Source organism: Akkermansia sp. UBA7090 (assembly GCF_002493465.1).
In the GTDB taxonomy this organism is placed as follows: domain Bacteria; phylum Verrucomicrobiota; class Verrucomicrobiia; order Verrucomicrobiales; family Akkermansiaceae; genus Akkermansia; species Akkermansia muciniphila_A.
This window is the reverse complement of sequence record NZ_DKYW01000022.1, coordinates 1-24,920: the sequence shown is the minus strand read 5'-3', so window position 1 is coordinate 24,920 and position 24,920 is coordinate 1. Positions and strand designations below refer to the sequence as shown.

The window sequence follows — 24,920 nt, the reverse complement described above, 5'->3', positions numbered from 1 at the left end:
GGTTAATCCTCTTTCCCGAGTTTTCTGTGTTCCCGGAGCATCCCGGGAGAGTACAGGAATTGAACTCTCTTTCTCATGCCGCCGGTCCTCTCCAGAAACTCCACCAGCTCCCGGTCCGTCTTGTAGCCGCATTCCCTCAGCCTTTCCAGCGCACGGCTCCGGTTCCCGGGGTGAAGCTTCAGAACGATATTCAACAGGACACCCTCCCTGTGTTTAATATACCAGCGGAAGGACTGCCGGAGGCGGACCAGTCCGTCCACATTCCGCTCGTACAGGGCCTTCCTGCGCCGTTCCTCTTCCGCACCGCAGGCGGCGAGGTTTTTCGTCTCCCGGTAACGCCAGTAGGGCAGCGTGTCGACCGGCCTCACGGGATGGAACTTCCCGTGCTCCGCCTCCAGCCCGGCGATGTAGCGGTAAACGGCGGCGCCCTGAAGCATCATCCGCCTGATATATTCGAACTCCGCCTCCAGGCAGAACCTCGCGAGATCCTTCCCTTGCCTGAGCCTCTTGTTCTCCCGTACATATTTTTTAATTTTGGAAAGATTTCCATACGCTTTAAACTTAGCACGCAAATCACCTTCGTTAATACAGGTGGAAAAGTTGTCCAACCGGTAGTCCTGATAGGGGGCCTTGACGACCATGTTGTTGATGAACAGGGCGTTTCCCAGCTCTTCCGGGGTCATTCCGCCGTCCTCGTCAAACAGCTCCCTGTTGAGCACGGGCAGCGCCTGCTGGTAAAAATCGCCCAGCTTCCCCTGGTCCAGCAGGTCCTTCAGATGCCGCGCGTCCCCGCTCAGCCTTTCGGGCCGGATGTTCATGAAGGAAGGAAGGTCGCCGTACGCGGCTTCATCCGCGCGGCTCCCGACGGAAAAGAAAAGAAACACGGAAAGACAGAGGGAAAGGTAATAGTTCATAAAGAAAATCAGTTGCTTGTTGCGGTGACGATGCCCGGGTCATTTTTGTTCAATCCCTTGAACTTCTGGATCCGGTAGTGCACCGTTCCCGTATCGGGATCGCGCCTGATGGAGAAAACCTGATCCGTGTTGAAATCCCAGAGCACTTTTTCTTTCGTGTACCTGCCTCCTTGGGGGTCATCCGTACATCCGAATATCTGCCAGCGGCACTTCTACGTCCAGCCGATGGACCCCGAGAACGCGTCAATGAGCGCCGGCGGATACAGGCAGTTGGTGCTGTCATAGACTTCATTGGTGACGGAAACCCGTGCGGGATCCGGCGAAGGCGCATGCTCGCTGACCAGGGGATGGTTCGGAAGAGAGTCGGGCTCATAACCGACATGCTGCTCCAGGGAGTAAAGATTGGTGAAGCTGACGCTCAAGGGGTACACGCGCAGGATGCGGAGGGCGCTCAGCCCCGCGGTGCATCCCACCTTGGCCGCTTCTTCCTCCGCCTGCCGGAAAGGACTCTCCGCCCCCGCGTACATCAGCCCCTGGGGCGGGATGAGGGTGAATTCCACCACCTGCTCCCCCCCGTCCACCTCCGCCTTCACCTTGAGCGTCTGCCGCGTTTTGGCCAGGGTATTGATGTTGACAGTTACTTGCCCCGGTTTTTCATCTACATCGTCAACTTCGATTTTAAAATATTCCCCTCCTTCCACGGCGGACCAGTCGCACCGGGTGCCTTCGGGGAGCTCTTTGCCGTCCAGCGTGGCGGTCAGGGTGATGTATTCCCGGAGGGTGACGGTCGTTCTTTCCCTGTTGCTTTTGTCTATCTCCTCCTGGGGAGGGTTGCGATCGGGATACCTGAAATATACTTCCGCCGCGCAGAACTGGGTTTCATGCCGTATTTCAACGCCCTTGGACGCCAGCGCGTTGAACGCCAGGAAACAGCAGGCCAAAAACGGAAAAATAAATGTTTTCATAAAAAACGACCAAACATCGTTAAATCCAAAAAACAGATCATTGTCAATCCATACGCCACATAATTAAAAAAATCCCTAGACGGACTGCGGTCCCGCACAACGGCATGCCCGGCAGCAGGCCAAAAACCGCTGACGAACGCGGCATGCACCGCCCGCGCCTTGAAGCGGCGCGCAAACCGCCCTATGATGGTTTCCATGGGAATGGGAGACACCTTTTCCCGGAACTTCCGCAAAATGAATCATTCCCTTAAAGACCGCCTGATCCGTCACATGGAAGACGGACGTTACGAACCCCAGAGCAAATCCGAACTGGCCCGCGCCCTGAACGTGGATTCCCGGCAGAAGCTGGATTTCCGCGCCCTGGTGGACCAGATGGAGGAGGAAGGAAAACTCGTGCGGCTACAAAAGGGCAGATACGCTTTAAAGCGGGAACGCCGGAACCTGGTGCATGGCATGATCCGCATCCTGCGCTCCGGCAAGATTCTTTTTCTCCCCAGAAAAGGGGACCCCGCCGCTGCGGCCCTGGGATGGGACACGGAAGCCATTCCGGAGCTGGAACTTAAACCCAACCGTCTGGGCACTGCCCTGGACGGGGACCGGGTGGCCGTGCGCGTGGAACGCAAGACGGCCAAGGGCCGGAGGAATATCTGCAGGGACCGCTTTTCTTCCCCGGATGCCGGCATGAAAGCCCGCGTGGAGGAAGTGACGGAACGCGCGCGCTCCCGCTGGCTTGGCGTCTTCCGCACCGGAAAGAACAAGCCGGGCCGCGTGCTGGGGGACGGCGTAAGCTCTCCGTCATCCATTGAACTGGCGGAAAAACCCGCCATGGAGGTGCTTCCCGGCCAACTGGTTTCCGTGGAGCCCGTACCCTGCGGTGAGGAAAAGAAAGCCCCGCGCGGGAAAATCGTGGAGGTGCTCGGCTATCCGGACGAACCCCACGTGGACATGGAAGCCGTTATCAGAAAATATGGCCTTTCCGCGGAATTCCCCGCCTCCGTGCTCCGGGAGCTGGAAACGCTGCCTCAAAACCCTTCCCCCGGGGAACTCGCCCGCCGGGAAGACTGGACGGACCGTACCGTCATCACCATTGACCCGGCAAGCGCCAGGGATTTTGACGACGCCATTTCCATCACGGCCACTCCGTCCGGCTGGACGCTGGCCGTTCACATTGCGGACGTCTCCCATTTCGTCAGGCCCGGCGGCGCGTTGGATGGGGAAGCCCTGCGCCGCGGCAATTCCACGTACCTGCCGGACCGCGTCCTTCCAATGCTCCCGCCCCGCCTTTCCGACGATTTGTGCAGCCTGCGGCCGGATGTCGTGCGCCTGACAAAAGTATGCGAAATGAAATTTGATCAAAAGGGGAAGATGCTCCGTGCACGCTTTGCGGACGCTTTCATCCGCAGCAAGGCGCGCCTGACCTACCAGGAGGCTTTCGCCATGCTGAAAGGAAACGACAAGGGGGAAGTTCCCTCCACGGTGCGGGAAGCCTGGAATCTGGCCTCCATCCTGCGCCGCAACCGCTACGCCAAGGGAGCCCTGGATCTGGACTTTCCGGAAGTGAGAGCCGTTATGGACAAGGACGGCCGTGTGACGGGCATCATCACGGAAGAATACGATGAAAGCCATCAGCTTATTGAGGAGTGCATGCTGGCCGCCAACGAGGCCGTGGCCCTGGCTCTGAAAAACGGGAACCGTCCCACCATCTACCGTGTTCACGAAGAACCGGATTCCTCCAAACTGTTTGAATTCGGCCAGCTGTGCAAACTGTACGGGCATCCCATCCACGATATCGGACAACGCCAGTACCTGAATGAACTAATGAAGTCCATCAAGGATTCCCCAGACGAGCAATTGCTTAAACTGGCGCTCCTGAAAAGCCTGATGAGGGCCAGGTACGACACGGAACCCCTGGGCCACTACGGCCTGGCCACTCCCAATTACTGCCATTTTACCAGCCCCATCCGCCGTTACGCGGACCTGGTGGTTCACCGCTCCCTGAATCCCCTGCTGTCCAATCCTCCCAAAGGAGCCAAAGGAGCAGGCAGTGCAGGCAGGCTGGAGGAAGACGCGGAACACATTTCAGAGACGGAACGAATTTCCGCCAGCGCGGAAAAGGACGCGAACCGGATGAAACTCTTCGAATGGCTGGAAGGTCAGTGCTACACGGATCATCCGGAAGTGCACGAAGCTCTGGTTACGGAAACGCGCCACTTCGGCGTGCTGCTGGAAATCCCGCGCCTCCAGATTAAGGGGCTGGTCAAGCCGGACAAACTTCCCGGCGGCCGCTGGGTGTATGAGGCGTTTGCCAGCCGCTGGAAAAACGACCATGGTTCCGTGCTGTGCGCGGGGCTGCGCGTTCCCGTCATTCCCGTGAAAGTGGACAGGGAGCAGCAGTGGGCGGATTTCGCCATCGTCTCACGGGAGAAACCGCGGCAAACGGAAAAAACGGCCTTCCCCGCCAAACAGGAGAAGCGCACATCCGGCCGCGGGCGGCGGAACCGCTGACGGCAGATGCCCGCATTTGGAAACAACCTCATACGGATGCTGAATCCGAACTTTCCTGCAGAAATTCTCTTGAAGTAAATTGTATTTTTCATATATAGAAAAATTGTTGTTTACTTGTGAACTCGACCTCACGCCTATGAATTCAGGACGCTGACTCCGTAAGTAAGCACCATATGAATGCTGAATGCCAAGGTCCGCTCCCGGGTCTGGAGCGGACCTTTTTCCCGGAAGCCTGTCATGGAGAAACGGGAAGAGCCAACAAGGATGTCCAATTTGTATGACATCCATTCAGCGCCTCCCCGAACGCACGCCCTTCAATTACGCCGATCTGACCGATTACCGCGAAGGGCAAATCACCAGTCTGGCCCTTGTACGCTCCAAAGGGGTCAACATGACTATTCTGGCCTTTGACAGCGAACAGCTCCTTCCCACTCACCAGACGCCCGGTCCTGCGCTGATACAGATTCTGGACGGGACGGCGTACTTCACCGTGGGCAATGAAGAAGTTATTCTGCCCCAGGGAAAAAGCCTCCTGATTCCCGCCGGAGTGCCTCACTCCGTCATTGCCCGGGAACGGTTCAAAATGCTGGTTACTTCCATCCTGCCGCTGGATTGACCGGGAAGCTCCCCCCCGGAGATAACGAAGAACAATTCCGGGGGCTTTACCCTCCGGACATGGAGCTGCGGCAAAACCATTCTTTCCGGGCTTCTCCCGACACGGGAATCACGCAGATACGCAACATGCCGGAACAGGAGGACGGGCGGAAACGGCCTGCTCAGGCCTGGGCCTTTTCTCCTGCGGCCAGCGCCTCAAAACGGGCCAGCACCCAGCAAAGATCGGAAAGGCGATTCAGGAACAGGGCCGTGTTCACGTTGCTCAGGGCATGATCCAGCCTCAACGCCACCACACGGCGTTCCGCACGGCGGCAGATGGAACGGGCCAGGTCCAAATACGCGGAGCCCAGCGATCCTTCCTTGCCCGGGCGGGCCCAGCCTTTGAAACGGATGTCGCATTCCTTTTCCAGCAAATGGGCCTGTTCCTCCAGCCATGCCACATCTTCCGCCGTAATGCGGGCGTACCCCTTGGCGTCATATTTGGGCAAATCTTCCTCCATCGTGGCCAGTTCCCCCATGGCTCCCACCAGGCGCGCCTGGACGCCGTCCAGCATCTCCACCGTCCGGGAGCTTACCCCGGAATGGCGCACCACGCCAATCAGGGAATTTAATTCATCCACCGTTCCGTAAGCTTCAATGCGCGGCGCTGTCTTGGGACTCCGCCTGCCGAACATCAGGTCCGTTTCGCCGCTGTCTCCACGTTTGGTGATTACGCTCATACCATGTACCCTACCATGCCCGCGCCGTCCTGCACGCAAAAAAGAAGGCATATTCCGGAGCGGGAGCCAGCGTCATCTTTCCCGGTGCATACCGCACTCTCTATTCTTTTGACATGCAATAGAAATTATATAAGAAGAATGAATAAATGCTTCTGTTTCGTCTTCTTGCCGTTTTCCTCCCTCTCTTCATCAGCTTCCTTTTTGAGGCATGCTCTAAAAAGGAAAGCGACCTGCTGCCCGGAGAAATAATCGTGAACGCATCGGAACTGCCCGGCCCCATACAGGAATGGAAGACGGATTCAGCCTGCGAAAGATGCCTGACCATCAATCTGGACAATCCGTCCCTTCCCTGGTTCCGCGTCGCTGAAGGCATATCGGAGGCTTATGCGCATGGCGTAAATAATCTCCGTTTGAAAAGAGGGGATGCCATCGCGTCCGCCTTTGGAAATGGAATTTGCTGGGATCTTCCCGTCTCCACGGATATGGCCCCGGAATCTGATCCGGAATCTGAAAAAGATATGAACCCGGACACTCCCTGCCTTTCCGACGATGCCGTTCTGGAACATCCTTTCCGTGAAAATGACTTTCTTGTTTTCAACAAAACACTTTCCCGGGAACCCGTTTATCCCGTCGTGAAATTCATCCGGTCCCCTTACCCGGAAAGAGGGAACTACCAGCTTGTTTACTGGCGTATCCAGAAAAAACCATCCGGTCAATCCCGGAAAAACGACCTTCAGGCTTTCTCCAATATGGCAAATGAACATATCAACCAGCGCAGAGCATTCATTTTCCTCATTGAGAACGAAACACCCTGCGGAGAAGTATTCGACTATCTGAATGCCATTGACGGGAGAAACACGCTGGTGGGCGTAACCTTTTCCCGTGAAAATGAATAACGTCTCCCAACAAGGATTCATCAGGGCTTTCCTTCCCCGCTCCTCATCATCATGACACGTCAGGCCGTTTGAAACTTTTCCCAACGGCTGTACAACCCCTGCATGACCCGGACCAGAGATGAATTGGCGGCGGGAACCGCACCATCCGTCAAAGCGCCTCTCTGGACGCGGGACTACATCCTGGCCTGTTGCGCCAACTTAATGACGGGTCTGGCCTTCTATGAACTGGTACCCGTTCTCCCGCTGTATCTGACGGGGCAATTGCAGGTCTCCTCCGGCTGGCTGGGCTGGATCATGTCCATTTATGTTCTGGCCGCCATTATCTCCCGCCCCTGGTTCGCACACCGGGTGGATACCGGAGACCGCAAGAAGATTTACATCACGGTTTACATTATGCTGGCCCTGTCCTTTTCAGGGTATGCTGCGGCCGCCACCGCCCTGGCGTTTTTCCTGACGCGCTTCATACAGGGCCTGATCTGGGGAGGCATGACCACCTCCGGCCCGACAATGGCGGTAGATATCATCCCCCCTGCCCGCCGCGGGGAAGGCCTGGGTTTCTTCGGCATGACAATGACGCTGGGCATGTGCCTGGGTCCCGTCATCGGCCTTCAGGTATACCAGCAGTACGGCTTTTACGTGATTACCTGGAGCTCCCTGCTCCTGTGCCTGGCCGGAGCGGGCATTGCATCTCTCATCCGCGTTCCCGGGAGCCCTGTTCAGGAGCCCGTGTATGAAACGCCTAAAAAGGTACTGGACCGTCTGGTGCTGCGCGTGGGCATTCCGCTGGCGGTGAACGTAATGATCGCCACCTTCTCCTATGGCGTGGTGGCCGTGTATTCCGCCCTGTACGGGGAAATGCACGGATTCAGATACGCCGGGCTGTTTTACGCGCTGATGGGGCTGGGCATGCTGGTCTCCAGATTCATGGTAGGCAGGCAAATCGACCGCGGACGCGTGGCGGAGCTTTCCGTCATCTCCCTGGGCATTCTGACCGTCAGCTTCGGCGCGCTGGCGCTGGCGCCGCTGGAATGGATTTACTACGCTTCCGCCATCCTCATCGGCTTCGGTTTCGGCATTTTCATCCCCACGTTCCAGACTATGAAACTGAACATGGCGGATCGCGGCCACCGGGGAGCCGTCAACTCCACATTTTTCACCGCTTTTGACATCGGAGTGGGAACAGGCATGTTCCTGGGAGGCAAAATTTACGCGTACCTGAACCTGAACTGGGCCTTCGGAGCAGGAGCCCTGCTGAATCTGCTGGCAATCGTGTATTTTTACCGCATTTCCCTGGACCACTACCGGAAAAATAAATTGGGCGTGGATTCGGATTGATTTTCCTTTCATCACTCCCGTTCCGGGATGGAAAAAACATCAATTACCCGTTTGGCTGAAGGCCTCACGCGCAGCAACCGCGGATTCCAGGCCAGGGAAATACTGCGGGACAACCCGTCCAACACCGGATGAGCAACCTTGACGAATCCCTCCCCCAGTTCTTTTTCCGCCATACAGGGCAGAATCGCCATAAACGCCCCGCTCTTCAACATGCGGGCCGCAAAAGGAAAAGACTGCGTTTCACACTGCACCCGCAGCCTGATGCCGAACTCAGCGCAGTTCCTTTTCAGCAACGCATGAAACCCGGAACCGCTCCCCAGCGTCGCCAGGGGGAACATTTCCAGCAGACGGAGAAAATCCTCCTTCCTCCCCCGCGCCTTTTTCCCGGCCAGGGCTACAGGAACGTACAGCGCATAATCCATGGAGCAAATGACCCGGCTTTCCAACCCTTCCGCCTCCAGCGCGCTGGTACGCACGATGCCGAAGTCTATATCCATATTCTGGAGCTTAAAGGGAATCTCACTGTTGCGGAGGTTCTCCAGCGCGAAAAGCCACGGCAGCCCCCGTTTCTGGATATTCGCCAGCACGGGAGCCGCCACCCAAGCATGCAGGCTGTCCCCGGCTCCGATGGTGAACCGGTAGGGCAGGTTCCGGCTCCGGCTTTTGAAATCATCCAGCAGGCACAGGCTTTCACTGGCCAGCCTCACCAGCTCCCACCCGGCTCCGGTAAGAGCCAGCACTTTCCCGCGGCGGCTCGCCAGCTCCACACCGAAGAATTCCTCCAATTCCTTGATCTGCCGGGAATACAGGCTCTGCCGCGCACTGTCCCCCCGGGCGGCAGCGGCAATGCTCCCGGCCTTGGCCACTTCTATCAAGGTTTTCAATCGGTCCAGGGACAGCCCCCGTTCTGCGAAAAGATGCTCAAACATAACTTTATAGTTATATAATATGAATACTTATATAATGCAAGAGTCAACAAATACGTTATGGTAACAAGGTCACAGGGCGCGAAGGCGCTTTCCGAATATCTCTGCGCCCCTCAACCAAAAGAATAAAACCATGATCACCATTGACGGAAAATACACGGAAGCCCGCGTGTTCACGGATGAACTGGAAGACCTGGCCCGCACCCAGATCAGGGACGTCTGCAACCACCCCGCCTTTGAAGGAAGCCGGGTGCGCATCATGCCGGACGTGCACGCCGGAGCCGGCTGCGTCATCGGGTTCACGGCGGAATTGAAAACGGATAAGGTAATTCCCAATCTGATCGGCGTGGACATCGGTTGCGGAGTGCTTACCGCCAGACTGTCCGGACTGCCGGATTTTTCCAGCTTTGACGCACGCCTGCGCGAGCGTGTCCCGTCCGGGATGCACGCCCGTTCCTCCGTTCATCAAGCCCTGCTGGACGACCCGGAACTGGATGAAGAAATCTCCCGCATCTGCATGGATGTGCTGAGAACGGACAAAGACAGGCACCGCCGCTCCGTGGGGTCTCTGGGAGGAGGCAACCACTTTATTGAAATAGCGCAAGGGAAGGAACACGCTTTCCTGTGCATCCACTCCGGTTCCCGCAATTTCGGCCTGAAGATTGCGGAACGCTATCAGAAAATCGCCGTGGACACTTGTCCGGACGCCTATCTCAAAGAACGCAAGAAAGGACTCTGCTACCTTCAGGGAGAAGATACGCTGAACTACATGCGGGACATGAAGGTGGCCCAGCGCTTCGCAGCCCTGAACCGCCGCGTGATACTGCATGAACTGCTGGACGATGCAGCTGATCTGGAAAGTTTCGACACCGTGCACAACTACATTGCGGAAGACCAAATCATCCGCAAGGGAGCTGTCCGGGCCGGACGCGGAGAAAAACTCATCGTTCCCCTGAATATGCGTGACGGCTCCGTCATCTGCATCGGCAAAGGAAATGAAGAATTCAATTCCTCATCCCCGCACGGCGCAGGCCGCAGCATGTCCCGCAAAAAGGCTAAAGCCAATCTCTCCCTGGAGGAATTCGAGGCTTCCATGCAGGGTATCTTCTCCACCTGCGTTTCCCGCGCCACGCTGGATGAAGCGCCGATGGCCTACAAGGATGGCGAGAGCGTGCTGGACAACATCCATGAAACAGCGGAAATCGTGGAACGCATCAGGCCCGTATATAACTTCAAGGCGCCCGAATAGCAGGCGCCCCAATACCCGCCCCACCCGGAACATGGCTTTCCGGGTGGGACCTGTTGCCATAAAACGCCCGGGAGCAGGAAGAATATCTCCCGTTCTCTCTCAGCTTCATGCAAAAGAATCCCGCAAGGGTATCCAGCCCGGCAACGCTTCATCACCCTGCATTTACTGATGGACACTGCCGGGAACCCATGCCATGCTTCAGATTCTTCCATGGCTGGGGGAAAAGACAACGGCAAAAAACGGAATAAACACAGGCTGCGCCTATGGGCCTCCATTCTGGCGATTCCCGTTTTTCTGGCGGGAACGGCTCTGTTTTCTTTCCTGTGGAACGTTCCCATGGACAAGCTCGCGGCTCCCCGCGCAGCGGATGCTCCCGTTGCCGTTCTTTTTAGAGAGCCTTGCTCGCCCGCCGCGCGGACCATGTCCAGAGGTTCTTCCCTTCAGCCGGCAATTCTTTCCCTGATTAAAAATTATGTGGGAACTGTCACCAATGCCGGGCGCCTCAACTTTTCCAGCCATGTCCCGCAAGAGGTGGAAATACGGATGGATGGGCTTTCCATCGGCCTGAGCCCTTCCCTGGCCGTCTTCAACTTCCGAACTAAATACGGATTCAGCATGCAGACAAGCAGAAAACCGGACGCCTCCGACCGTGTTATTTACCAGTGGCTGAAAAACAGGATGCAGACGGAAAAACGGGAGAAATAAGGGCATACTGACCCAGGTATCGAACGGAATGAACCTGCTGATGTCTAATTCTTTACCTTTCCGGAAGAGATGGGGAATAACAGATCCCCAGCCCACGGGGCTACTGCGCCCGCACCGGAATACGACTCCATACAGCGTTGATGAAGCATATTTACCACGGACCATGGACACTGGCCGGACTGGCATGCGCCATTCTGGCCGCAGTCGCCATGCTCTCCTTTTTTTCCTGCGGGGAAAAAGGCCAGGCGAGCAGCAATGACAAATCTCATATGGACAACAAGAATTTAAAAACGATTTACCTGGCGGGAGGCTGTTTCTGGGGAGTGGAAAAGTACTTCTCCCTGATACCCGGCGTTCAGGAAACGGAAGCGGGATACGCCAACGGCTCCACGCCCTCCCCCACATATGAAGAAGTATGCAGCGGGAAAACGGGCCATGCGGAAACGGTAAAAATAGTATTTGACCCGGAAGAACTCAGTCTCCCCTTTCTGCTGGAACGGTATTACTCCATTATTGATCCCGTTTCCGTCAACAAACAGGGAAACGACAGGGGAATTCAATACCGCACGGGCATTTATTACGCGGATGAAAAGGATAAACCTGTTATAGAAACGTCCCTGAAAAGGCTCCAGCAGCACTTCAGGCAGCCTCTGGCAATTGAAGTTCAGCCCCTCCGCCAATTTTCACGGGCGGAAAAATACCATCAGCGCTATCTGGATAAAAACCCCGGCGGATACTGCCATATTCCACCCGCCAAATTCCGGGAAGCGGCCCAGGCCCGTGAAAACGAACCTGTTTATCGGAAAAAACCGGACGAAGAGCTGCGCCGCATCCTGACAAACGAACAATTTGCCGTCACGCGGAATAACGCTACGGAACCTCCCTTCCACAACGAATATTTCAATAACGACAGACCAGGCATTTATGTGGACGTCACAACAGGAGAACCTTTATTCCTGTCCACGGACAAGTTTGATTCAGGCTGCGGCTGGCCCAGTTTCTCCCGCCCCATCAAAGAAGAACTGATTCAGGAAAAACAGGATTTCTCCCACGGCATGCGGCGTACGGAAGTCCGCAGCAAAACGGGAGACGCCCACCTGGGCCATGTTTTCGCGGACGGCCCGAAGGAGCTGGGCGGCCTGCGCTACTGCATCAACAGCGCCTCCCTGAAATTCATCCCGGAACAGGAGATGGAAGCGCAGGGTTATGGAAAATACCTGCCCCTGCTTCGCCAGACGGGAACAGACAGAAACGCTGCGGAAAAATAATCCGGAAGGAAAACAGGGAATGCCATCCCTCCTTCTCCATTAATCCTTCACAACCCGGAGGAACACACGGGCAGTCCTGTTCATCCCGCAGGTTCCGCGGCTAAGCGGACGGCCTCCATGCCGCTGCCGATGAAGTGAAGACAATGAGCCGGCAGCGGCATGGAAGTTCGGGTTGCTGAGGCAATGCGACTTGCGGCAAGTACCGTTTATTAAAATAGCGGCGGGCGGCGTTTTTTTGTTTAAAAAAATGAGTTTTTTTAAAGCGGGAAACTTTTCTTCCGGAAAAGCGTCCAGAGATTTTCCGGGCATTACTGTACAATCGTAACGGGCGTGCCTACCTTAACGGTTTTGAAAAGCGGCACGCAGGAAGAGCGGGTCATGCGGATGCACCCATGGGATTGGGGCGTCTGGAAAACAGGGCCTACGTGCATCCCGATGCCGCTGTCCGTCAGCCGCATGAAGTAAGGCATGGAGGCATCATACAAATTGGAAACATGATGCACCGCCTTTTCCGTAATGCGGAAATGGCCCACGGGCGTACGGTGGGAAGCCTTACCCACGCAAACGGGAAAATCCATGGCGACCTCATCCCCCACCATCAACTGGCCCCTTTGACGCCCGCGGCTGATCACCACGCGCGTATTGCCCGGGGTGGCCTTTTTCATAGTATCCGTATCCATCCATTCGTCGTGCACCTCCGTATAATCAATTCCTGCCACGACCACCCTCGCGTTCGGTCCGTAGGAGGTCATGGGTACGGTTGCAGGCACGGTCAGGGGCACCATGCGCAAATTCTCTTCCTGCGGTCCGGAGCAGGAAGCCAGCGCCAACGCTCCCGCTCCGGCAGTGATTAATAAGATATTTTTCGCGTTCATCATCTTGAAACCTTTCACAGGGTTGTGACAATACTGAGAACTTATTTTCAATGTTCCATGACGCACTCTGTTATTCCTGCAGCATGCATGGAGAAAAAATGCCGGAAAAACGGAAACCCCGGCGCAAAGAAAAATTACCCCGGCTTCGGAAGGGGGGAAAAATCCGCTCTCCGTCACACAGATTCCTTGCCTTATCACATTTGGCCTGTATAGTACCCGCGACTGCCAGGAGGGCAGCCGCCTGTTTACAGTTAACCCTCTATTCCGCATCATGACCAAGATTGCCAAGAGCACGTTCACCACGGGAGCCGGAACCCCGGGACAGTTTTATTCACTGCCAGCCTTGGCGGAAAACGGCTATCCCCGCCTGAACCGCCTGCCCGTTTCCATCAGGATCGTTCTGGAATCCCTGCTCCGCAACTGCGACGGCCTGAAGGTGACTGAAAAGGATGTGGACAACCTGGCTTCCTGGGATGCGGACAATCCCGGTTCCTACGAAATTCCGTTCACGGTAGCCCGCATTGTCCTGCAGGATCTGACGGGCGTCCCTCTTCTGGTGGACCTGGCGGCCATGCGCTCCGCCGTAGCCGGCCTGGGGAAAGACGCCTCCGTCATTGAACCTCTGGTCCCTGTGGACCTGGTGGTGGACCACTCCGTCCAGGTGGACTGGGCAGGCTGCACGGATGCCCTGGAAAAGAATCTGGACATTGAATTCCAGCGCAATGCGGAACGCTACGAATTCCTCAAATGGGGCCAGCAGGCCTTTCAGACTTTTTCCGTAGTGCCTCCGTCCGTGGGCATCGTCCACCAGGTCAATCTGGAATACCTGGCGCAGGGCGTGATGGAAAAGGACGGCGTTTACTTCCCGGATACCCTGGTGGGGACGGACTCCCATACCACGATGATTAACGGCATGGGCGTTGTAGGCTGGGGCGTGGGCGGCATTGAGGCGGAAGCCGGGATGCTCGGCCAGCCCGTCACTTTCCTGGTTCCGGAAGTAGTGGGTGTCCATATGACAGGAGAACTCCGCGAAGGAGTGACCGCTACGGATCTGGCGCTGCATGTCACCCAGATGCTGCGCAGCCACGGCGTCGTAGGCAAATTTGTGGAATTCTTCGGAGACGGGGCGGCGGCCCTGCCTCTGGCAGACCGGGCTACCGTAGCCAACATGGCCCCGGAATACGGCGCCACCATGGGCTTCTTCCCCATGGACGAACGCTGCTCCGACTATCTGCGCCAGACAGGCAGGAGCGAAGAAGCCATCACCACGTACGAGAACTACTTCAAGGCGCAGAACCTGTGGGGAATGCCGCGCAACGGAGATCTGGACTACACGGACCAGCTGGAACTGGACCTGTCCGCCGTGGAACCGGCCGTCTCCGGCCCCAGGCGCCCGCAGGACCACATCCGCCTGAACTCCATCAGGGACAGCTTCCGCAAGCTTGTCAGCATGCCCGTGGCGGAAGGAGGCTACGGCAAAAAGGAATCTCCGGAAGTCACAGTCTCCATGCATTCCCCGGCGGGCGTCCCCGTCCCGGTGGACGGCTTCAGCCAGGAAGCGAAGCTGAAAGACGGCAGCATCCTCATCGCCGCCATCACCTCTTGCACCAACACGTCCAACCCGGGCCTGATGCTTGCCGCCGGGCTGCTTGCCAAAAAGGCGGTTGAACGGGGCCTGAAAGTTCCTCCGCATGTAAAAACGTCCATTGCTCCGGGTTCCCGTATCGCCTCCGACTACTTTGCGGCCAACCGCCTTCAGGAATCCCTGGACGCCTTGGGCTTTGAAACCGTCGGCTATGGCTGCACCACCTGCATCGGCAACTCCGGCCCGTTAAATCCGGAACTGGAACAGGCCGTCCGGGACAATGACATCGTCGCGGCCTCCGTCCTGTCCGGCAACCGCAACTTTGAAGCGCGCATCCATGCTTCCATCAAAACCAACTTCCTGATGTCCCCCCCGCTGGTCGTCGCCTTCGCTCTGGCCGGCCGCGTGGATATTGACTTCCAGACGGAACCGCTGGGCACGGACCGCAGCGGGAACCCCGTATTTTTGAAAGACCTCTGGCCCAGCTCCGGGGAAATTGCGGAAGCTGTTGCCAGATCCCGCAACCCGGAAGCCTACCGGGAGCTTTACACCATCACGCCGGACAAGAATCCCCGCTGGGCAGCCGTGTACGCGCCGGAAGGCTCTGTCTTCCAGTGGAATGAACACTCCACCTACATTCAGGACCCTCCCTTCTTCAGCGGCTTCAACGGACAGCCCCGCACACTGGCGGATATCACGGACGCCCGCCCGCTGGGCATTTTCGGCGATTCCGTAACCACGGACCACATCTCCCCTGCCGGAGCCATCCGGGAAACAGGCCCCGCAGGGCTGTACCTGCAGGGCATGGGCGTGGACAGAAAAGACTTCAACTCCTTCGGCTCCCGCCGCGGAAACGACCGCGTGATGACCCGCGGCACCTTCGCCAATGTCCGCATTAAAAACCTGATGGTGGACGGCACGGAAGGCGGCTACACGCTGTATTTCGGCAACCGCGCCGTTCCCGCCCCGGACAAGGCAATAACCCCGGCCGCGGGAACGCCCGCCTTCATCTATGATGCGGCCATGGCCTATGCTCAGGACGGAGTGCCGCTCATTGTCATCGGCGGAGAAGATTACGGCATGGGCTCTTCCCGCGACTGGGCGGCCAAGGGAACTAACCTGCTGGGCGTCAAGGCCGTCATCACCAAGAGCTTTGAGCGCATCCACCGCTCCAACCTGATCGGCATGGGCATCCTGCCCCTCAACTTCGCCGACAAGGCGGACTATGACCGCATCGCTCCGTTGAAGGACGCCACCTTCTCCATTCTGGGCCTGAACGACGGCATCGCTCCGCGCCAGCAGGTTACCCTGCGCGTACAGCCCGCAGACGCGGAAGCATTTGACGTGCCTGTCATCGTCCGCATTGATACGCCTATTGAAAAAGAATACTATCTGGCGGGCGGCATCCTGCAATATGTCCTTACCCAAATTCTCAAATAACGGGGTATGTGCCGGGCGTTCCCGGCACGGCTTCCCCTCGCGGACGGGCCCCTCCTGATGGCGCGGCCCGTCCGTTTTATCTGCACAGGGCACATCTGCAGCTTCATGGCGCAGCTCAATTAGTTCAGGTGAACTAATTCCAAATTCTTCTTGCAATCCTTCTAGGCTGTTTCTAGAACAAACGCATGGAATATAGATTTGTCTGGACGGGCTTTCTTGCCGTATTCGCCGCCCTGACGTTCTGCAGCTGTTCGCAGAACGATAAAATGAGGCCTCCGGCCGTCTCCTTTAAAATTCAAAAGGCGTCGGTAGTCCCCCGCACACCCGGCCAGATGAGCCGTGAAGTAGGCATTAAAGTTTCCTACATGCCTAAAAATACGTATGCCCGCAAGCGCGCGTCCTCCATGCGTCCCCGCTTCATCACCATCCACAGCACCGCCAACCCCAAGGGAGACGCCAACGCCCACTCCCGCTATCTGAACAGCGGCAAATCCCGCAGCCTGAACTGGCACTTTACTGTGGACCAATTCGGCGCCTACCAGCACCTCCCCACTACGGAAACAGGCCACCATGCGGACCATTCCGGACCGGGAGACCAATACTCCGTAGCCATTGAAATGTGTGAATGCACCACGCACAACCCTGTCGTCATCTACAACAAAACGGCCAAACTGGCGGCTCTGCTGATGATGCGCTACAACGTCCCCCTGCGCAACGTAGTGCCCCACAACTACTGGTCCGGCAAGAATTGCCCCGCCCCGCTGATGACTAACGGGCGCCCCGGGTATAAATGGAGCTGGTTCATTTCCCGCGTGGATTATTATTACCGCTGCCTCCAGGCGGGAAAATAACATTTTCCCCCCGCCGTATTGCCGCATATGCAGCGCTCTCCTTTGCCGCTTCCGGCATCAAGGGGGCAGGGAATGTTTCAGGTATTCCGCTTCCTGGCGGATTCCACCAGGCGCCGCCGGGCCTCCCACTTGGCCCGGCATGCCTGTTCACGTTTTCTTTCCTCCGCCAGCGCCGCTTTTTTCTCGGAATCGCGTAGTTTCCCGTAAAGCAGCGGGTTCATGGCGGCCTCATCTTCCGGGCCTTCATGATGGTACACGGGCAGGCCGTCCGCGGCCAGCGCCACATGATAGTAACGGCCTTTCTCCTTCAAGCTCCTGCCTTTTTTCTCCAGCCGGGAAAGAATCACGGCATATCCCAGCCCAGGGGCATTCATCAGCTTCCGCCTGCCGTCAAATAACGCGGCCACGCGCATGTTGTCATAGTCCAGCTTCATGGCGCCGCAAACCATTTCACCCTCCGTATTCCAGTACATGACCAGTTTTTTTCTTCCCAGGGAATTGGGCTTGCATGTTTCATAGGCTCCCCTGACGGGGCGGTTTTCCACAAGCAGGGAGTAGTCCGCATTCCTGTAGTTCCTTGCTTCCCTTGCGGCAAGCTGTTCCCCCTGAGGAAGCAGAAAGGAAACGGGAGCACGCATTTCCGTGCGTTCCTCAGACAGGCATTTGGAAGGAATAAGAACGCCCTTACCCATATCATAATAAGCGCAACGGTTCCCCTGCTCCAGAACCACATCGAAATTCTTCTGCCCCCTGCCGCTTTCCGGACGCGCCTGCGGACGGAAGTATTCCCGGATACGGACCGGAAGCCCCTGAATGATGGAAAGCGATGTGGCGCAAACCAGCCCATCCACTTTTCTGGTTCCCGTCAAAGCTCCGGCATTTTTTCTCCGGGCCATTTCCTGATACCGGAACGGGATATCTTTTTCCGCCGGCGTCCACGTTACCTTCTCCAGTTCCCTCATCAGGAACGGCCAAAGCATCGCTGCCAGTTTCAGGTCCCGGCGCGCCTCCGCTCCCGTCAGAGAAGCCGCAAGCGCGGCGTCTTCCTCATCCAGACGGGTTAACGGAATTTCCACGCGCCTGCGCCCCATTTTCAGAACTGCCCCGGCCCCTGTGCAGGACTGGAAACTGCCCTTCACCACATCTCCAAATTTGGAAATCCATTCCCGTTCCCCCGGAAAGGCGCATTCCTCCGCCGGCGCACAAACCGCGCCGCACCACGCCAGCACAGCTAAGAAAAGGAATTTCATCGTCAGGAATCCAGGGGGTGCGCTTTCAAGCTAACATACGGGAACGGCCGGAAAGAAGCTTTTTCCCGGCTCTTCCCTCAATCTCCGTTCCCGGCGGCATTTTTCCGCCGGCGTTATTGCTTGCGCCCCTTTTTGGCCGCAGCCCCGGATTTGGAGTCTTTCCCGGCTGTTTTGGCGGCGTTCCGGCTCGTCTTCTCCGCTTTGCCTTCCGTTTTTCCGGCAGCGTTTTTAGCGGGATATTTCCTTTCCCGCGGCGGGAATTCAAAACCGATTTTTCCCGTCTTCGCGTTGAAAACCAGATAAGCGTCAAACGGGCGCTTGGTACGCTGTGAAATGAACCCCTTCATCAGATCGGATTTCCCTTCCGCCAGAATCTTCAATACCTGGTCCAGCGGGATTTCACGCCCCAGAATAGTCCGGGAGACGGAAACGGCGGCATGTTCCTTTCCAAGGGTCAGGGAAGGAATTTTCCAGGCCTTGGCCGTTTCCATCACATCATGCTCTCCCATGTCCGGGATGGTGACGGAAGCCACTTTCACGGCTTCCTCCGCCCCTGCGGCCTCATCTTCTTCCCGCGCCGGGAAATAAAGCGTGGCCCGGAATTTGTCGTTGAGTTCCAGCCCCGCCTCAAAAGGCTTGCCGAACCGGGAGGTAAATCCGTGGAGGATTCCCGTCCTGCCGTCCACAATAAGAGTTTTCAATTCTTCGTCCGTCATGTCGCGGCCGGAGATAACCTTGCGGATGCTGAACTTGCAGGAACGGCAGGAAACGGCGTCCAGCGTGTTCTTCAGGCCGTGGGCATGGCAGGAAGGGCAGTCCAGTTCCATCTCCGGCAGTTCCACCTGCTGCTGGGCTTCCCGGAAATCCTTCACCCTCTTCACGATTTCCCCGGTCAGGGTCTTAATGCCATCCATGAAGGAATCCCTCGGCAGGGCGGCCTGTTCCATCTGCTTGAGCTTGTATTCCCATTCCCCGGTCAGGCTGGGGGAGGTAAGCGTTTTCAGGCCGATGCGTTCCAGCAGGGCAATCAGCTCAATACCGCGGCGCGTCGCCAGAAGTTCGCGGCCGTCCCGGACAATGTATTCCTGGGAAATCAGTCCCTCAATGATGGAGGCGCGTGTGGCGGGAGTGCCCAGGCCGCGTTCGCTCATGGCGGCGGCCAGTTCTTCGTCATGCACCAGCTTCCCGGCTCCCTCCATGGCGGCCAGCAGCGTGGCTTCATTGTACCGGGCGGGCGGCTTGGTCATGGCGTTGCGGATTTCAATTTCACGCAAGGCGGCCTGCTCTCCGTCCCGGACGGGCACCAGTTCTTCCTTGGAGGAAGCGCCGGCTTTCCGTCCGTAAACAGCCTGCCAGCCCGGCTCCACAAGCACCCGGCCCGTGGTCAGGAAAGCGTCCGCCACGCCGTCCTGGTGGGTAATGAGCGTGGTTCTCCGCGTGTCTTCAAACACGGCGGCGGGGAAAAAGACGGCCAGGAAGCGGGCCATGACCATTTCAAAGAGCTTCTGCGCGTCCCCGGTAAGCTTCTCCATCTTCCCGGTCGGGATAATGGCAAAGTGGTCGCTCACCTTTTTCGTATCAAACACGCGCCGGTTGGGCTTGATGCGCTTGTTGTCCAAAATGTCCCTAGCAAAGGGGGCGAATTCCGGATTCTGCTCCGCCACCGTGCCTACGATGCCGTAAACCTTGCCCAGATAATCTTCCGGCAGGTAGCGGGAGTCCGTACGCGGATAAGTGAGCACCTTGTGCTTTTCATAGCATTCCTGCGCCAGCTGCAGCGTGCGCTTGGCGGAAAAGCCGTAGCGGTTGGCGGCTTCCCGCTGAAGGGAAGTCAGGTCATACAACAGCGGAGCAATCGTCGTGACCGGTTTTTTTTCTTCCGTCACCGTGCCGGACTTGCCGCGGCAGCGGTCGCGGATAACGGCTGCCTGTTCCGGATCCCAGATGCGTTCCGCGCGGGAATGGGGATGATCGTTTTTCTTCCAGTCACGGTCAATCCAGCGGCCGGAGTAAGAGCCGGACTGCACGTCGAATTCAGCCCATACTTCCGAATAAGGAACCGGTTCAAACGCCTGGATTTCCAATTCCCTCTGCGTCAGAATAGCCAGCGTGGGCGTCTGCACGCGCCCGGCGGGGGTGACGTTGAAGCCGCCGCGGGATTGCAGGATAGTCAGGGCGCGGGTGCTGTTCAGCCCTACCAGCCAGTCTGATTCGGAACGGCACACGGCGGCATTCGTCAGGGGCTTCATGTCAGCTTCGCTGCGCATGCCGTGCCATGCGTTGAGAATGGCCTCATCCGTCATGGACTGCATCCACAGGCGCCGCGTAGGCTTGGTCCATTTTCCGTAACGCACCAGATTGTGAAAAATCAGTTCCCCTTCACGCCCGGCGTCGCATGCGTTGACAATTTCCGTGACGTCCTTGCTTCTGGCAAGCTGAAGAACCTTTTTCAAACGGTCTTCCGACTGCTTGATGGGTTCCAGTTCAAACTTCCGGGGGATGACGGGCAGATAGTCGAATTTCCACGGCAGGGATTTTCCCTCTTCCGTCATGGGTTTTTTCTGTTCCAGCAGATGCCCCACGGCAGAGGTGATGATGGCCCGGTCATTCTGGTAAAATGCCCCGGACTTGTCCCGGGTGAATTTTCCAAGCTCTTTGCCCAGCACTCTCGCCAAATCAGTGGCGACGCTCGGCTTTTCTGCTATAATTAACGTTTTGGACATATCGGCGGCTCGGAAAAAAGTGCTGAACAATAAAGGCGGCGCCCGCTTCGGGAAAGGGGGCGTTGCAGTTGGAGGTGAATTCCTACTCCCCTACCCCCCATGCTTGTCAATAACCAATTATGTACTTACGGGAAAAGCGCGCTTTTATGTCAAAATAACGAATCCTTTCATCTCCATTTTCCCGGGAAGCCGCTCCGCCACCTTGCCAGGCATCCGCCGCCGTGCTATTTACGGGATGATGAAAACCGGCCTTTCTTTCGTTCTTCTTCCCTCCTGCCTCGTGCTGCTGGCAGGCTGCACCCCCACGCCGTCCGACCGCATTGCGAAGAATATGCCGGCTTACGAGCAGCTCCCGAAGGAGCATCAGGCCAAAGTGGCGCGCGGGGAGCTGGAAAAAGGAATGTCCCCCACGGCGGTTCTGCTGGCATGGGGAGAACCCGAACAGAAAATGGCGGGCAGCATGAACGGGAAAAACACGGAACGGTGGATTTACACGCGGAACGGCACGGGCTGGTCCGTGGGTTTGGGCGGAGGAGGATTCCGGGGCTGGGATTCCGGCACAGGCGCCGGGATAGGCGTCACGATGCCCCTGGGCAGCCGTCCGCCCGTTTCCTGCAATGTCCTGTTTGAAAACGGGAAGGTCATCGGCTGGGAAGCCGTCAACGGCTTTTAGACGGCCTCCCCGCGCCTCGTGTCTTCCATCTGCCCGGCCCGGCATTTCACGCCGGCCGCGCCGTTTTCCCTAGTTGCCGGCGGCCTTGACGATGGCTTCCACCAGACCGTTGATATCGTGTGTTTTCGCCGTAATTGAAGGGGCATGCCCCAGTTCCTTGAGGGTTGCCGTGGTTACCGGGCCGATGCTGGCGGCCCGGCATCCCTCCGGCCACGGAAGTCCCAGCTTGAAGAAGTTCTCCGCCGTGGAGGAACTGGTGAACGTCACGATGTCCGCCCCACGTTCGCGGAAAGCCGCCTGGGCTCCCGCCGCATCCTCCGTTTCCGCTTCCGTTTTGTAGGCGATGCATTCGTCCACGATGGCGCCCAGAGCATTCAACCCGTCATAAATCACGCGGCGGGCTTCTTCTCCGCGCACCCACAGGAAAGTGCTGTGCTCAATGCTTCCGATTTCTTCGCGCGCGTCCCTGAACGCTTTAACGAGGCCTTCCGCCACAAACTTCTTAGGCATGATATCCACGGCCAGCCCGTATTCCCGGAGCTTCGCCTCCGTCCCCGGCCCGATGGCCGCAATCCTGGCTCCGCCAATGCTCCGGATGTCCCTGTACACGGCAAAAAACGCCTGGAAGAAGCGCTCCACCCCGTTGGGGCTGGAAAACACCAGCCAGTCATACGTGTGGGCGTGCACCACGCTTTCCGCAAATTCCCTCCTGTTGGAGGGCGGGGCAATGCGTATGACAGGCATCTCCAGCACTTCCGCCCCCAGACGGCGCAGGCGCGCGCTCAATTCCCCTGCCTGGGCGCGGGTGCGCGTCACCACGATGCGCTTGCCGAACAGAGGCAGCTGTTCAAACCAGTTCAGGGACTCGCGTTCTTTCACCACATCCCCGATGACCACTACTGCGGGAGCGCCCAAACCGGCCTTTTGCACCTTGGCGGGCAGTGTTTTCACCGTGCCCGTAACCGTACGCTGAACGCCCGTGGTGGCCCACTGGACGGCGGCGGCAGGCGCAGACGGCTCCTGCCCGTACCCAATCAGGGCTTCGCACACATCCGCCAGTTTCTGCATTCCCATCAGCATGATTTTCGTGCCCTGCGCTCCCGCTATTCCCTTCAGATCCAGGGAAGACGCCTTCTTGTTCACGTCTTCATGTCCTGTAAATACGGTGAACTGCGTGCAATACCTGCGGTGCGTCACCGGAATGCCCGCGTAGGCCGGCCCCGCAATGGCGGAAGTAACGCCCGGAATCACTTCAAACGGGATGCCCGCTTCATGCAGGGCGTCCGCTTCCTCCCCCCCGCGCCCGAAGACGTAGGGGTCGCCCCCCTTCAGGCGCACCACTTTTTTCCCCGCACGGCCCAGCCTGACCAGCAGGGCGTTGATTTCCTCCTGCGGCAGGGCGTGGCGGGAAGCCCGCTTCCCCACAAAAATCCTTTCACATGCAGCAGGGGCCCAGTTCAGCATTTCCGCCGAACTCAGCGCATCATATACCAGCACTTCCGCCATTCCCAGCAGTTCCCGCCCGCGGACGGTGATCAGCCCGGGGTCGCCGGGACCCGCTCCAAGCAAATAAACAATACCCTGTTGCATGCCGCCATTCAACTCCACCATCCGCTTTTTGGCGACAAGAAACCCCGCCATGCCCGGATTCATTTCATGGATGGCCCACCTGTCGCGAAACATCCGCAAAAGGATTCCCGTTTCTTAATAAATGCCATTATTCCGTATGACAGAAGCCGGGAGACTCCCCCCGGAGGCTGACACGGCGCCCTCTGGATTCAACAAAGCCTGATGATATAAGGTCAAATTTGCAATGATTGAGTTATTCAATATCGATCTCCTTTCCTATACGGTGCAGACGGCGGAAACCGCGCCAACGCATTCCTATACCATTTACTGGCTGATTCTGCTGGGTTCCATGCTTCTGAGCTGGCTGGTCAGCGCGCGCATGAAGAGCCGCTTCAGCGAATATTCCCAGATTCCCATTCCCGTCACAGGTCGGGAGGTGGCGGAGCAGATGCTGAAGGACAACCATATTACGGACGTGAAGGTAATTTCCACGCCCGGCCATCTGACAGACCATTACAATCCGGCAAATAAAACCGTCAACCTGAGCGAGTCCGTTTACAATTCCAACAGCATCGCCGCCGCGGCCGTCGCCGCCCATGAAGTGGGGCATGCCGTGCAGCACGCCCAGGCTTACCACTGGCTGGGCCTGCGGTCCGCGCTGGTTCCCATCGTCCAGCTCTCCTCCAACCTGGTGGGCATGGTGCTGATGATCGGCATTGTGCTGCTGGCCATGGGCGGCTCTCCGTGGGTGCTGGGGCTGGGCATCGGTCTGTTTGCCGTGACCACGGTCTTCGCGTTCATCACGCTTCCCGTGGAATTTGACGCCTCCGCCAGGGCTTTGAAATGGCTGGACCGCTCCCGCCTGATGAATTACTTCGACCATGGGAAGGCCAAAAGCGCCCTGTTCTGGGCCGCCATGACTTACGTGGTAGGCGCGCTTTCCTCCCTGGCCATGCTGCTGTATTACGTGTTCATTTTCCTGAACGCCCGCGGCAGGGAATAATCCCGCGCCGCGCTGCGGAGGAAAAATCATCCTCTGGAAACCTGTCCGGACTGCCTGCCCCGGCCGCCGGCCCACAGCCTCCACCCGGGCGCATGCTGCGCCGCGCACAGGGGAAATGGAAAAAACAAACGCCATCCGGGGCCGGCAAAACATCGTCATCGTGCCGACGATCGCCCGTCAATCAGAGGGGGCGCCTCCCGCGGCCTGCGCGGAAAACGCCCCCTCCTTACTTCCTTGATGACTTCAGGTATTACTGAAGAATTGTTCCCGGAAGCTCCGGGCCACGCCGGCATTCACCCGGCAGGACACGGAGTTCCCTTATGGGCAGAGCCGTTTAATGGTCAACGTAAAGGATCGTGCCGTCCGGAGTCAGCAGAACATCGTAATCGTCCAGATTGTCCACTACCTCCACCTTGTAACGGATGAGTTCTCCTTCCGTCACTTTGTCCGCCTCTCTGATTCTGCCGCCGGGGTACGGCTTCAGGGCGGCCGCGCGAACCGGCTCAGGAAGGGAAGATACCGCTATCTCTTCCTTCACCCGGATGATCTTTCCTTCAGGAGTCACTTTGACGTCAAATTCAAAACCGTTGATTTTGAACTCGGCTTCATAAAGTTTTCCTGACCCGCTGGCGTCCCATTCAATGAAGCCGGCCCTGGGCCAGGCGCCTTTAACGGCGGAGACGGCCGCGGCGGGTACGGAGGATTCCGGAATATCCGCCCATGATGAAGGAATGGCCAGCGCCATGACGGCAAATATCACTTTTTTGCGTATATTCATGCTGAAATAACAGGATGATGTTTATAGTTAAGTTCCTCGAAGAGCCTTCTAAAAACTCCTGGCCACGCCGGCGTTG

22 protein-coding genes are annotated in these 24,920 nt (G+C 57.6%); 11 read left to right on the top strand and 11 right to left on the bottom strand.

Going from position 1 to position 24,920, the window contains the following annotated elements:
* Window positions 1-2: 2 nt before the first annotated feature.
* From B3075_RS07830 to B3075_RS07815, 4 genes are all read right to left on the bottom strand, one after another.
* On the bottom strand, window positions 3-914 hold the full coding sequence (locus tag B3075_RS07830) for a hypothetical protein (protein ID WP_290489692.1): 912 nt from the start codon (window positions 912-914) through the stop codon (window positions 3-5).
* Window positions 915-922: 8 nt separating this feature from the next.
* Window positions 923-1,060, bottom strand: coding sequence for a hypothetical protein (locus B3075_RS07825; protein ID WP_290492068.1), 138 nt, complete (start codon window positions 1,058-1,060; stop codon window positions 923-925).
* A gap of 66 nt (window positions 1,061-1,126) precedes the next feature.
* Window positions 1,127-1,879: a hypothetical protein gene (locus tag B3075_RS07820; protein ID WP_290489691.1), complete on the bottom strand. Its 753-nt coding sequence runs from the start codon at window positions 1,877-1,879 to the stop codon at window positions 1,127-1,129.
* Window positions 1,876-2,076, bottom strand: coding sequence for a hypothetical protein (locus B3075_RS07815; protein ID WP_290489690.1), 201 nt, complete (start codon window positions 2,074-2,076; stop codon window positions 1,876-1,878). The genes B3075_RS07820 and B3075_RS07815 overlap by 4 nt, the downstream gene beginning before the upstream one ends.
* A 37-nt stretch (window positions 2,077-2,113) precedes the next feature.
* Here B3075_RS07815 and B3075_RS07810 point away from each other — a divergent pair, with 37 nt between their 5' ends.
* Window positions 2,114-4,384 carry a ribonuclease R family protein gene (locus B3075_RS07810; RefSeq protein ID WP_290489689.1) on the top strand — a complete coding sequence of 757 codons (2,271 nt, stop codon included), beginning with the start codon at window positions 2,114-2,116 and terminating at the stop codon, window positions 4,382-4,384.
* A gap of 277 nt (window positions 4,385-4,661) precedes the next feature.
* Window positions 4,662-5,000 carry a cupin domain-containing protein gene (locus B3075_RS07805; protein ID WP_179218549.1) on the top strand — a complete coding sequence of 113 codons (339 nt, stop codon included), beginning with the start codon at window positions 4,662-4,664 and terminating at the stop codon, window positions 4,998-5,000.
* A 160-nt stretch (window positions 5,001-5,160) separates the two neighbouring features.
* Here the strand turns inward: B3075_RS07805 and B3075_RS07800 are convergent, their stop codons facing one another.
* The gene (locus tag B3075_RS07800) at window positions 5,161-5,718 is read right to left on the bottom strand and encodes a cob(I)yrinic acid a,c-diamide adenosyltransferase (protein ID WP_290489688.1); all 558 of its coding nucleotides are present in this window, start codon (window positions 5,716-5,718) and stop codon (window positions 5,161-5,163) included.
* A 146-nt stretch (window positions 5,719-5,864) separates the two neighbouring features.
* On the opposite strand from B3075_RS07800, the gene B3075_RS07795 reads away from it, so the two are divergent.
* Window positions 5,865-6,614, top strand: coding sequence for a hypothetical protein (locus B3075_RS07795; RefSeq protein WP_290489687.1), 750 nt, complete (start codon window positions 5,865-5,867; stop codon window positions 6,612-6,614).
* A gap of 102 nt (window positions 6,615-6,716) precedes the next feature.
* Entirely contained in the window at window positions 6,717-7,949 is a 1,233-nt protein-coding gene (locus B3075_RS07790; protein ID WP_290489686.1) for an MFS transporter, read from the top strand.
* Window positions 7,950-7,960: 11 nt separating this feature from the next.
* Here the strand turns inward: B3075_RS07790 and B3075_RS07785 are convergent, their stop codons facing one another.
* Window positions 7,961-8,878, bottom strand: coding sequence for a LysR family transcriptional regulator (locus B3075_RS07785; RefSeq protein WP_290489685.1), 918 nt, complete (start codon window positions 8,876-8,878; stop codon window positions 7,961-7,963).
* Between the two features lie 130 nt (window positions 8,879-9,008).
* On the opposite strand from B3075_RS07785, the gene B3075_RS07780 reads away from it, so the two are divergent.
* The 3 genes from B3075_RS07780 (at window position 9,009) to msrB (ending at window position 12,097) form a co-directional block, all read left to right on the top strand.
* The gene (locus B3075_RS07780) at window positions 9,009-10,124 is read left to right on the top strand and encodes an RtcB family protein (RefSeq protein WP_290489684.1); all 1,116 of its coding nucleotides are present in this window, start codon (window positions 9,009-9,011) and stop codon (window positions 10,122-10,124) included.
* A gap of 210 nt (window positions 10,125-10,334) precedes the next feature.
* Window positions 10,335-10,829 (top strand): hypothetical protein, encoded by a 495-nt coding sequence (locus B3075_RS07775; protein ID WP_290489683.1) that lies wholly within the window; start codon window positions 10,335-10,337, stop codon window positions 10,827-10,829.
* Between the two features lie 140 nt (window positions 10,830-10,969).
* Window positions 10,970-12,097, top strand: a complete 1,128-nt coding sequence (gene msrB / locus B3075_RS07770) for a peptide-methionine (R)-S-oxide reductase MsrB (protein WP_290489737.1) — start codon at window positions 10,970-10,972, stop codon at window positions 12,095-12,097.
* A 308-nt stretch (window positions 12,098-12,405) separates the two neighbouring features.
* On the opposite strand, the gene B3075_RS07765 is transcribed toward msrB, so the two are convergent.
* Complete coding sequence (locus B3075_RS07765; protein ID WP_290489682.1) at window positions 12,406-12,975, bottom strand: L,D-transpeptidase; 570 nt, start codon at window positions 12,973-12,975, stop codon at window positions 12,406-12,408.
* A 268-nt stretch (window positions 12,976-13,243) separates the two neighbouring features.
* On the opposite strand from B3075_RS07765, the gene acnA reads away from it, so the two are divergent.
* Window positions 13,244-15,997 (top strand): aconitate hydratase AcnA, encoded by a 2,754-nt coding sequence (gene acnA / locus B3075_RS07760; RefSeq protein WP_290489681.1) that lies wholly within the window; start codon window positions 13,244-13,246, stop codon window positions 15,995-15,997.
* A gap of 185 nt (window positions 15,998-16,182) precedes the next feature.
* Entirely contained in the window at window positions 16,183-16,848 is a 666-nt protein-coding gene (locus tag B3075_RS07755; RefSeq protein WP_094137196.1) for a peptidoglycan recognition protein family protein, read from the top strand.
* 77 nt (window positions 16,849-16,925) lie between these two features.
* On the opposite strand, the gene B3075_RS07750 is transcribed toward B3075_RS07755, so the two are convergent.
* A complete protein-coding gene (locus B3075_RS07750) occupies window positions 16,926-18,098 on the bottom strand; it encodes a hypothetical protein (RefSeq protein ID WP_290489680.1) in 1,173 nt (390 codons plus the stop codon).
* Between the two features lie 113 nt (window positions 18,099-18,211).
* Window positions 18,212-20,821: a DNA topoisomerase gene (locus tag B3075_RS07745; RefSeq protein WP_290489679.1), complete on the bottom strand. Its 2,610-nt coding sequence runs from the start codon at window positions 20,819-20,821 to the stop codon at window positions 18,212-18,214.
* A gap of 202 nt (window positions 20,822-21,023) precedes the next feature.
* Here B3075_RS07745 and B3075_RS07740 point away from each other — a divergent pair, with 202 nt between their 5' ends.
* The gene (locus B3075_RS07740) at window positions 21,024-21,494 is read left to right on the top strand and encodes a hypothetical protein (RefSeq protein ID WP_290489678.1); all 471 of its coding nucleotides are present in this window, start codon (window positions 21,024-21,026) and stop codon (window positions 21,492-21,494) included.
* Window positions 21,495-21,563: 69 nt separating this feature from the next.
* On the opposite strand, the gene cobA is transcribed toward B3075_RS07740, so the two are convergent.
* A complete protein-coding gene (gene cobA, locus B3075_RS07735) occupies window positions 21,564-23,135 on the bottom strand; it encodes a uroporphyrinogen-III C-methyltransferase (protein WP_290489677.1) in 1,572 nt (523 codons plus the stop codon).
* A 172-nt stretch (window positions 23,136-23,307) separates the two neighbouring features.
* Here cobA and B3075_RS07730 point away from each other — a divergent pair, with 172 nt between their 5' ends.
* Window positions 23,308-24,066 carry a zinc metallopeptidase gene (locus B3075_RS07730; RefSeq protein ID WP_218823912.1) on the top strand — a complete coding sequence of 253 codons (759 nt, stop codon included), beginning with the start codon at window positions 23,308-23,310 and terminating at the stop codon, window positions 24,064-24,066.
* Between the two features lie 334 nt (window positions 24,067-24,400).
* Here B3075_RS07730 and B3075_RS07725 read toward each other — a convergent pair whose 3' ends face one another.
* Window positions 24,401-24,844, bottom strand: coding sequence for a hypothetical protein (locus tag B3075_RS07725; RefSeq protein WP_290489676.1), 444 nt, complete (start codon window positions 24,842-24,844; stop codon window positions 24,401-24,403).
* Window positions 24,845-24,920: the final 76 nt, after the last annotated feature.

What these genes read in the sequence shown, in the direction of transcription:
- B3075_RS07830 (WP_290489692.1), bottom strand. Translation starts at nt 914, where the DNA reads ATGAACTATTACCTTTCCCTCTGTCTTTCCGTGTTTCTTTTCTTTTCC.
- B3075_RS07820 (WP_290489691.1), bottom strand. Translation starts at nt 1,879, where the DNA reads ATGAAAACATTTATTTTTCCGTTTTTGGCCTGCTGTTTCCTGGCGTTC.
- B3075_RS07815 (WP_290489690.1), bottom strand. Translation starts at nt 2,076, where the DNA reads ATGGAAACCATCATAGGGCGGTTTGCGCGCCGCTTCAAGGCGCGGGCG.
- B3075_RS07810 (WP_290489689.1), top strand. Translation starts at nt 2,114, where the DNA reads ATGAATCATTCCCTTAAAGACCGCCTGATCCGTCACATGGAAGACGGA.
- B3075_RS07805 (WP_179218549.1), top strand. Translation starts at nt 4,662, where the DNA reads ATGACATCCATTCAGCGCCTCCCCGAACGCACGCCCTTCAATTACGCC.
- B3075_RS07800 (WP_290489688.1), bottom strand. Translation starts at nt 5,718, where the DNA reads ATGAGCGTAATCACCAAACGTGGAGACAGCGGCGAAACGGACCTGATG.
- B3075_RS07795 (WP_290489687.1), top strand. Translation starts at nt 5,865, where the DNA reads ATGCTTCTGTTTCGTCTTCTTGCCGTTTTCCTCCCTCTCTTCATCAGC.
- B3075_RS07790 (WP_290489686.1), top strand. Translation starts at nt 6,717, where the DNA reads ATGACCCGGACCAGAGATGAATTGGCGGCGGGAACCGCACCATCCGTC.
- B3075_RS07785 (WP_290489685.1), bottom strand. Translation starts at nt 8,878, where the DNA reads ATGTTTGAGCATCTTTTCGCAGAACGGGGGCTGTCCCTGGACCGATTG.
- B3075_RS07780 (WP_290489684.1), top strand. Translation starts at nt 9,009, where the DNA reads ATGATCACCATTGACGGAAAATACACGGAAGCCCGCGTGTTCACGGAT.
- B3075_RS07775 (WP_290489683.1), top strand. Translation starts at nt 10,335, where the DNA reads ATGGCTGGGGGAAAAGACAACGGCAAAAAACGGAATAAACACAGGCTG.
- msrB (WP_290489737.1), top strand. Translation starts at nt 10,970, where the DNA reads ATGAAGCATATTTACCACGGACCATGGACACTGGCCGGACTGGCATGC.
- B3075_RS07765 (WP_290489682.1), bottom strand. Translation starts at nt 12,975, where the DNA reads ATGATGAACGCGAAAAATATCTTATTAATCACTGCCGGAGCGGGAGCG.
- acnA (WP_290489681.1), top strand. Translation starts at nt 13,244, where the DNA reads ATGACCAAGATTGCCAAGAGCACGTTCACCACGGGAGCCGGAACCCCG.
- B3075_RS07755 (WP_094137196.1), top strand. Translation starts at nt 16,183, where the DNA reads ATGGAATATAGATTTGTCTGGACGGGCTTTCTTGCCGTATTCGCCGCC.
- B3075_RS07750 (WP_290489680.1), bottom strand. Translation starts at nt 18,098, where the DNA reads ATGAAATTCCTTTTCTTAGCTGTGCTGGCGTGGTGCGGCGCGGTTTGT.
- B3075_RS07745 (WP_290489679.1), bottom strand. Translation starts at nt 20,821, where the DNA reads ATGTCCAAAACGTTAATTATAGCAGAAAAGCCGAGCGTCGCCACTGAT.
- cobA (WP_290489677.1), bottom strand. Translation starts at nt 23,135, where the DNA reads ATGGCGGGGTTTCTTGTCGCCAAAAAGCGGATGGTGGAGTTGAATGGC.
- B3075_RS07730 (WP_218823912.1), top strand. Translation starts at nt 23,308, where the DNA reads ATGATTGAGTTATTCAATATCGATCTCCTTTCCTATACGGTGCAGACG.
- B3075_RS07725 (WP_290489676.1), bottom strand. Translation starts at nt 24,844, where the DNA reads ATGAATATACGCAAAAAAGTGATATTTGCCGTCATGGCGCTGGCCATT.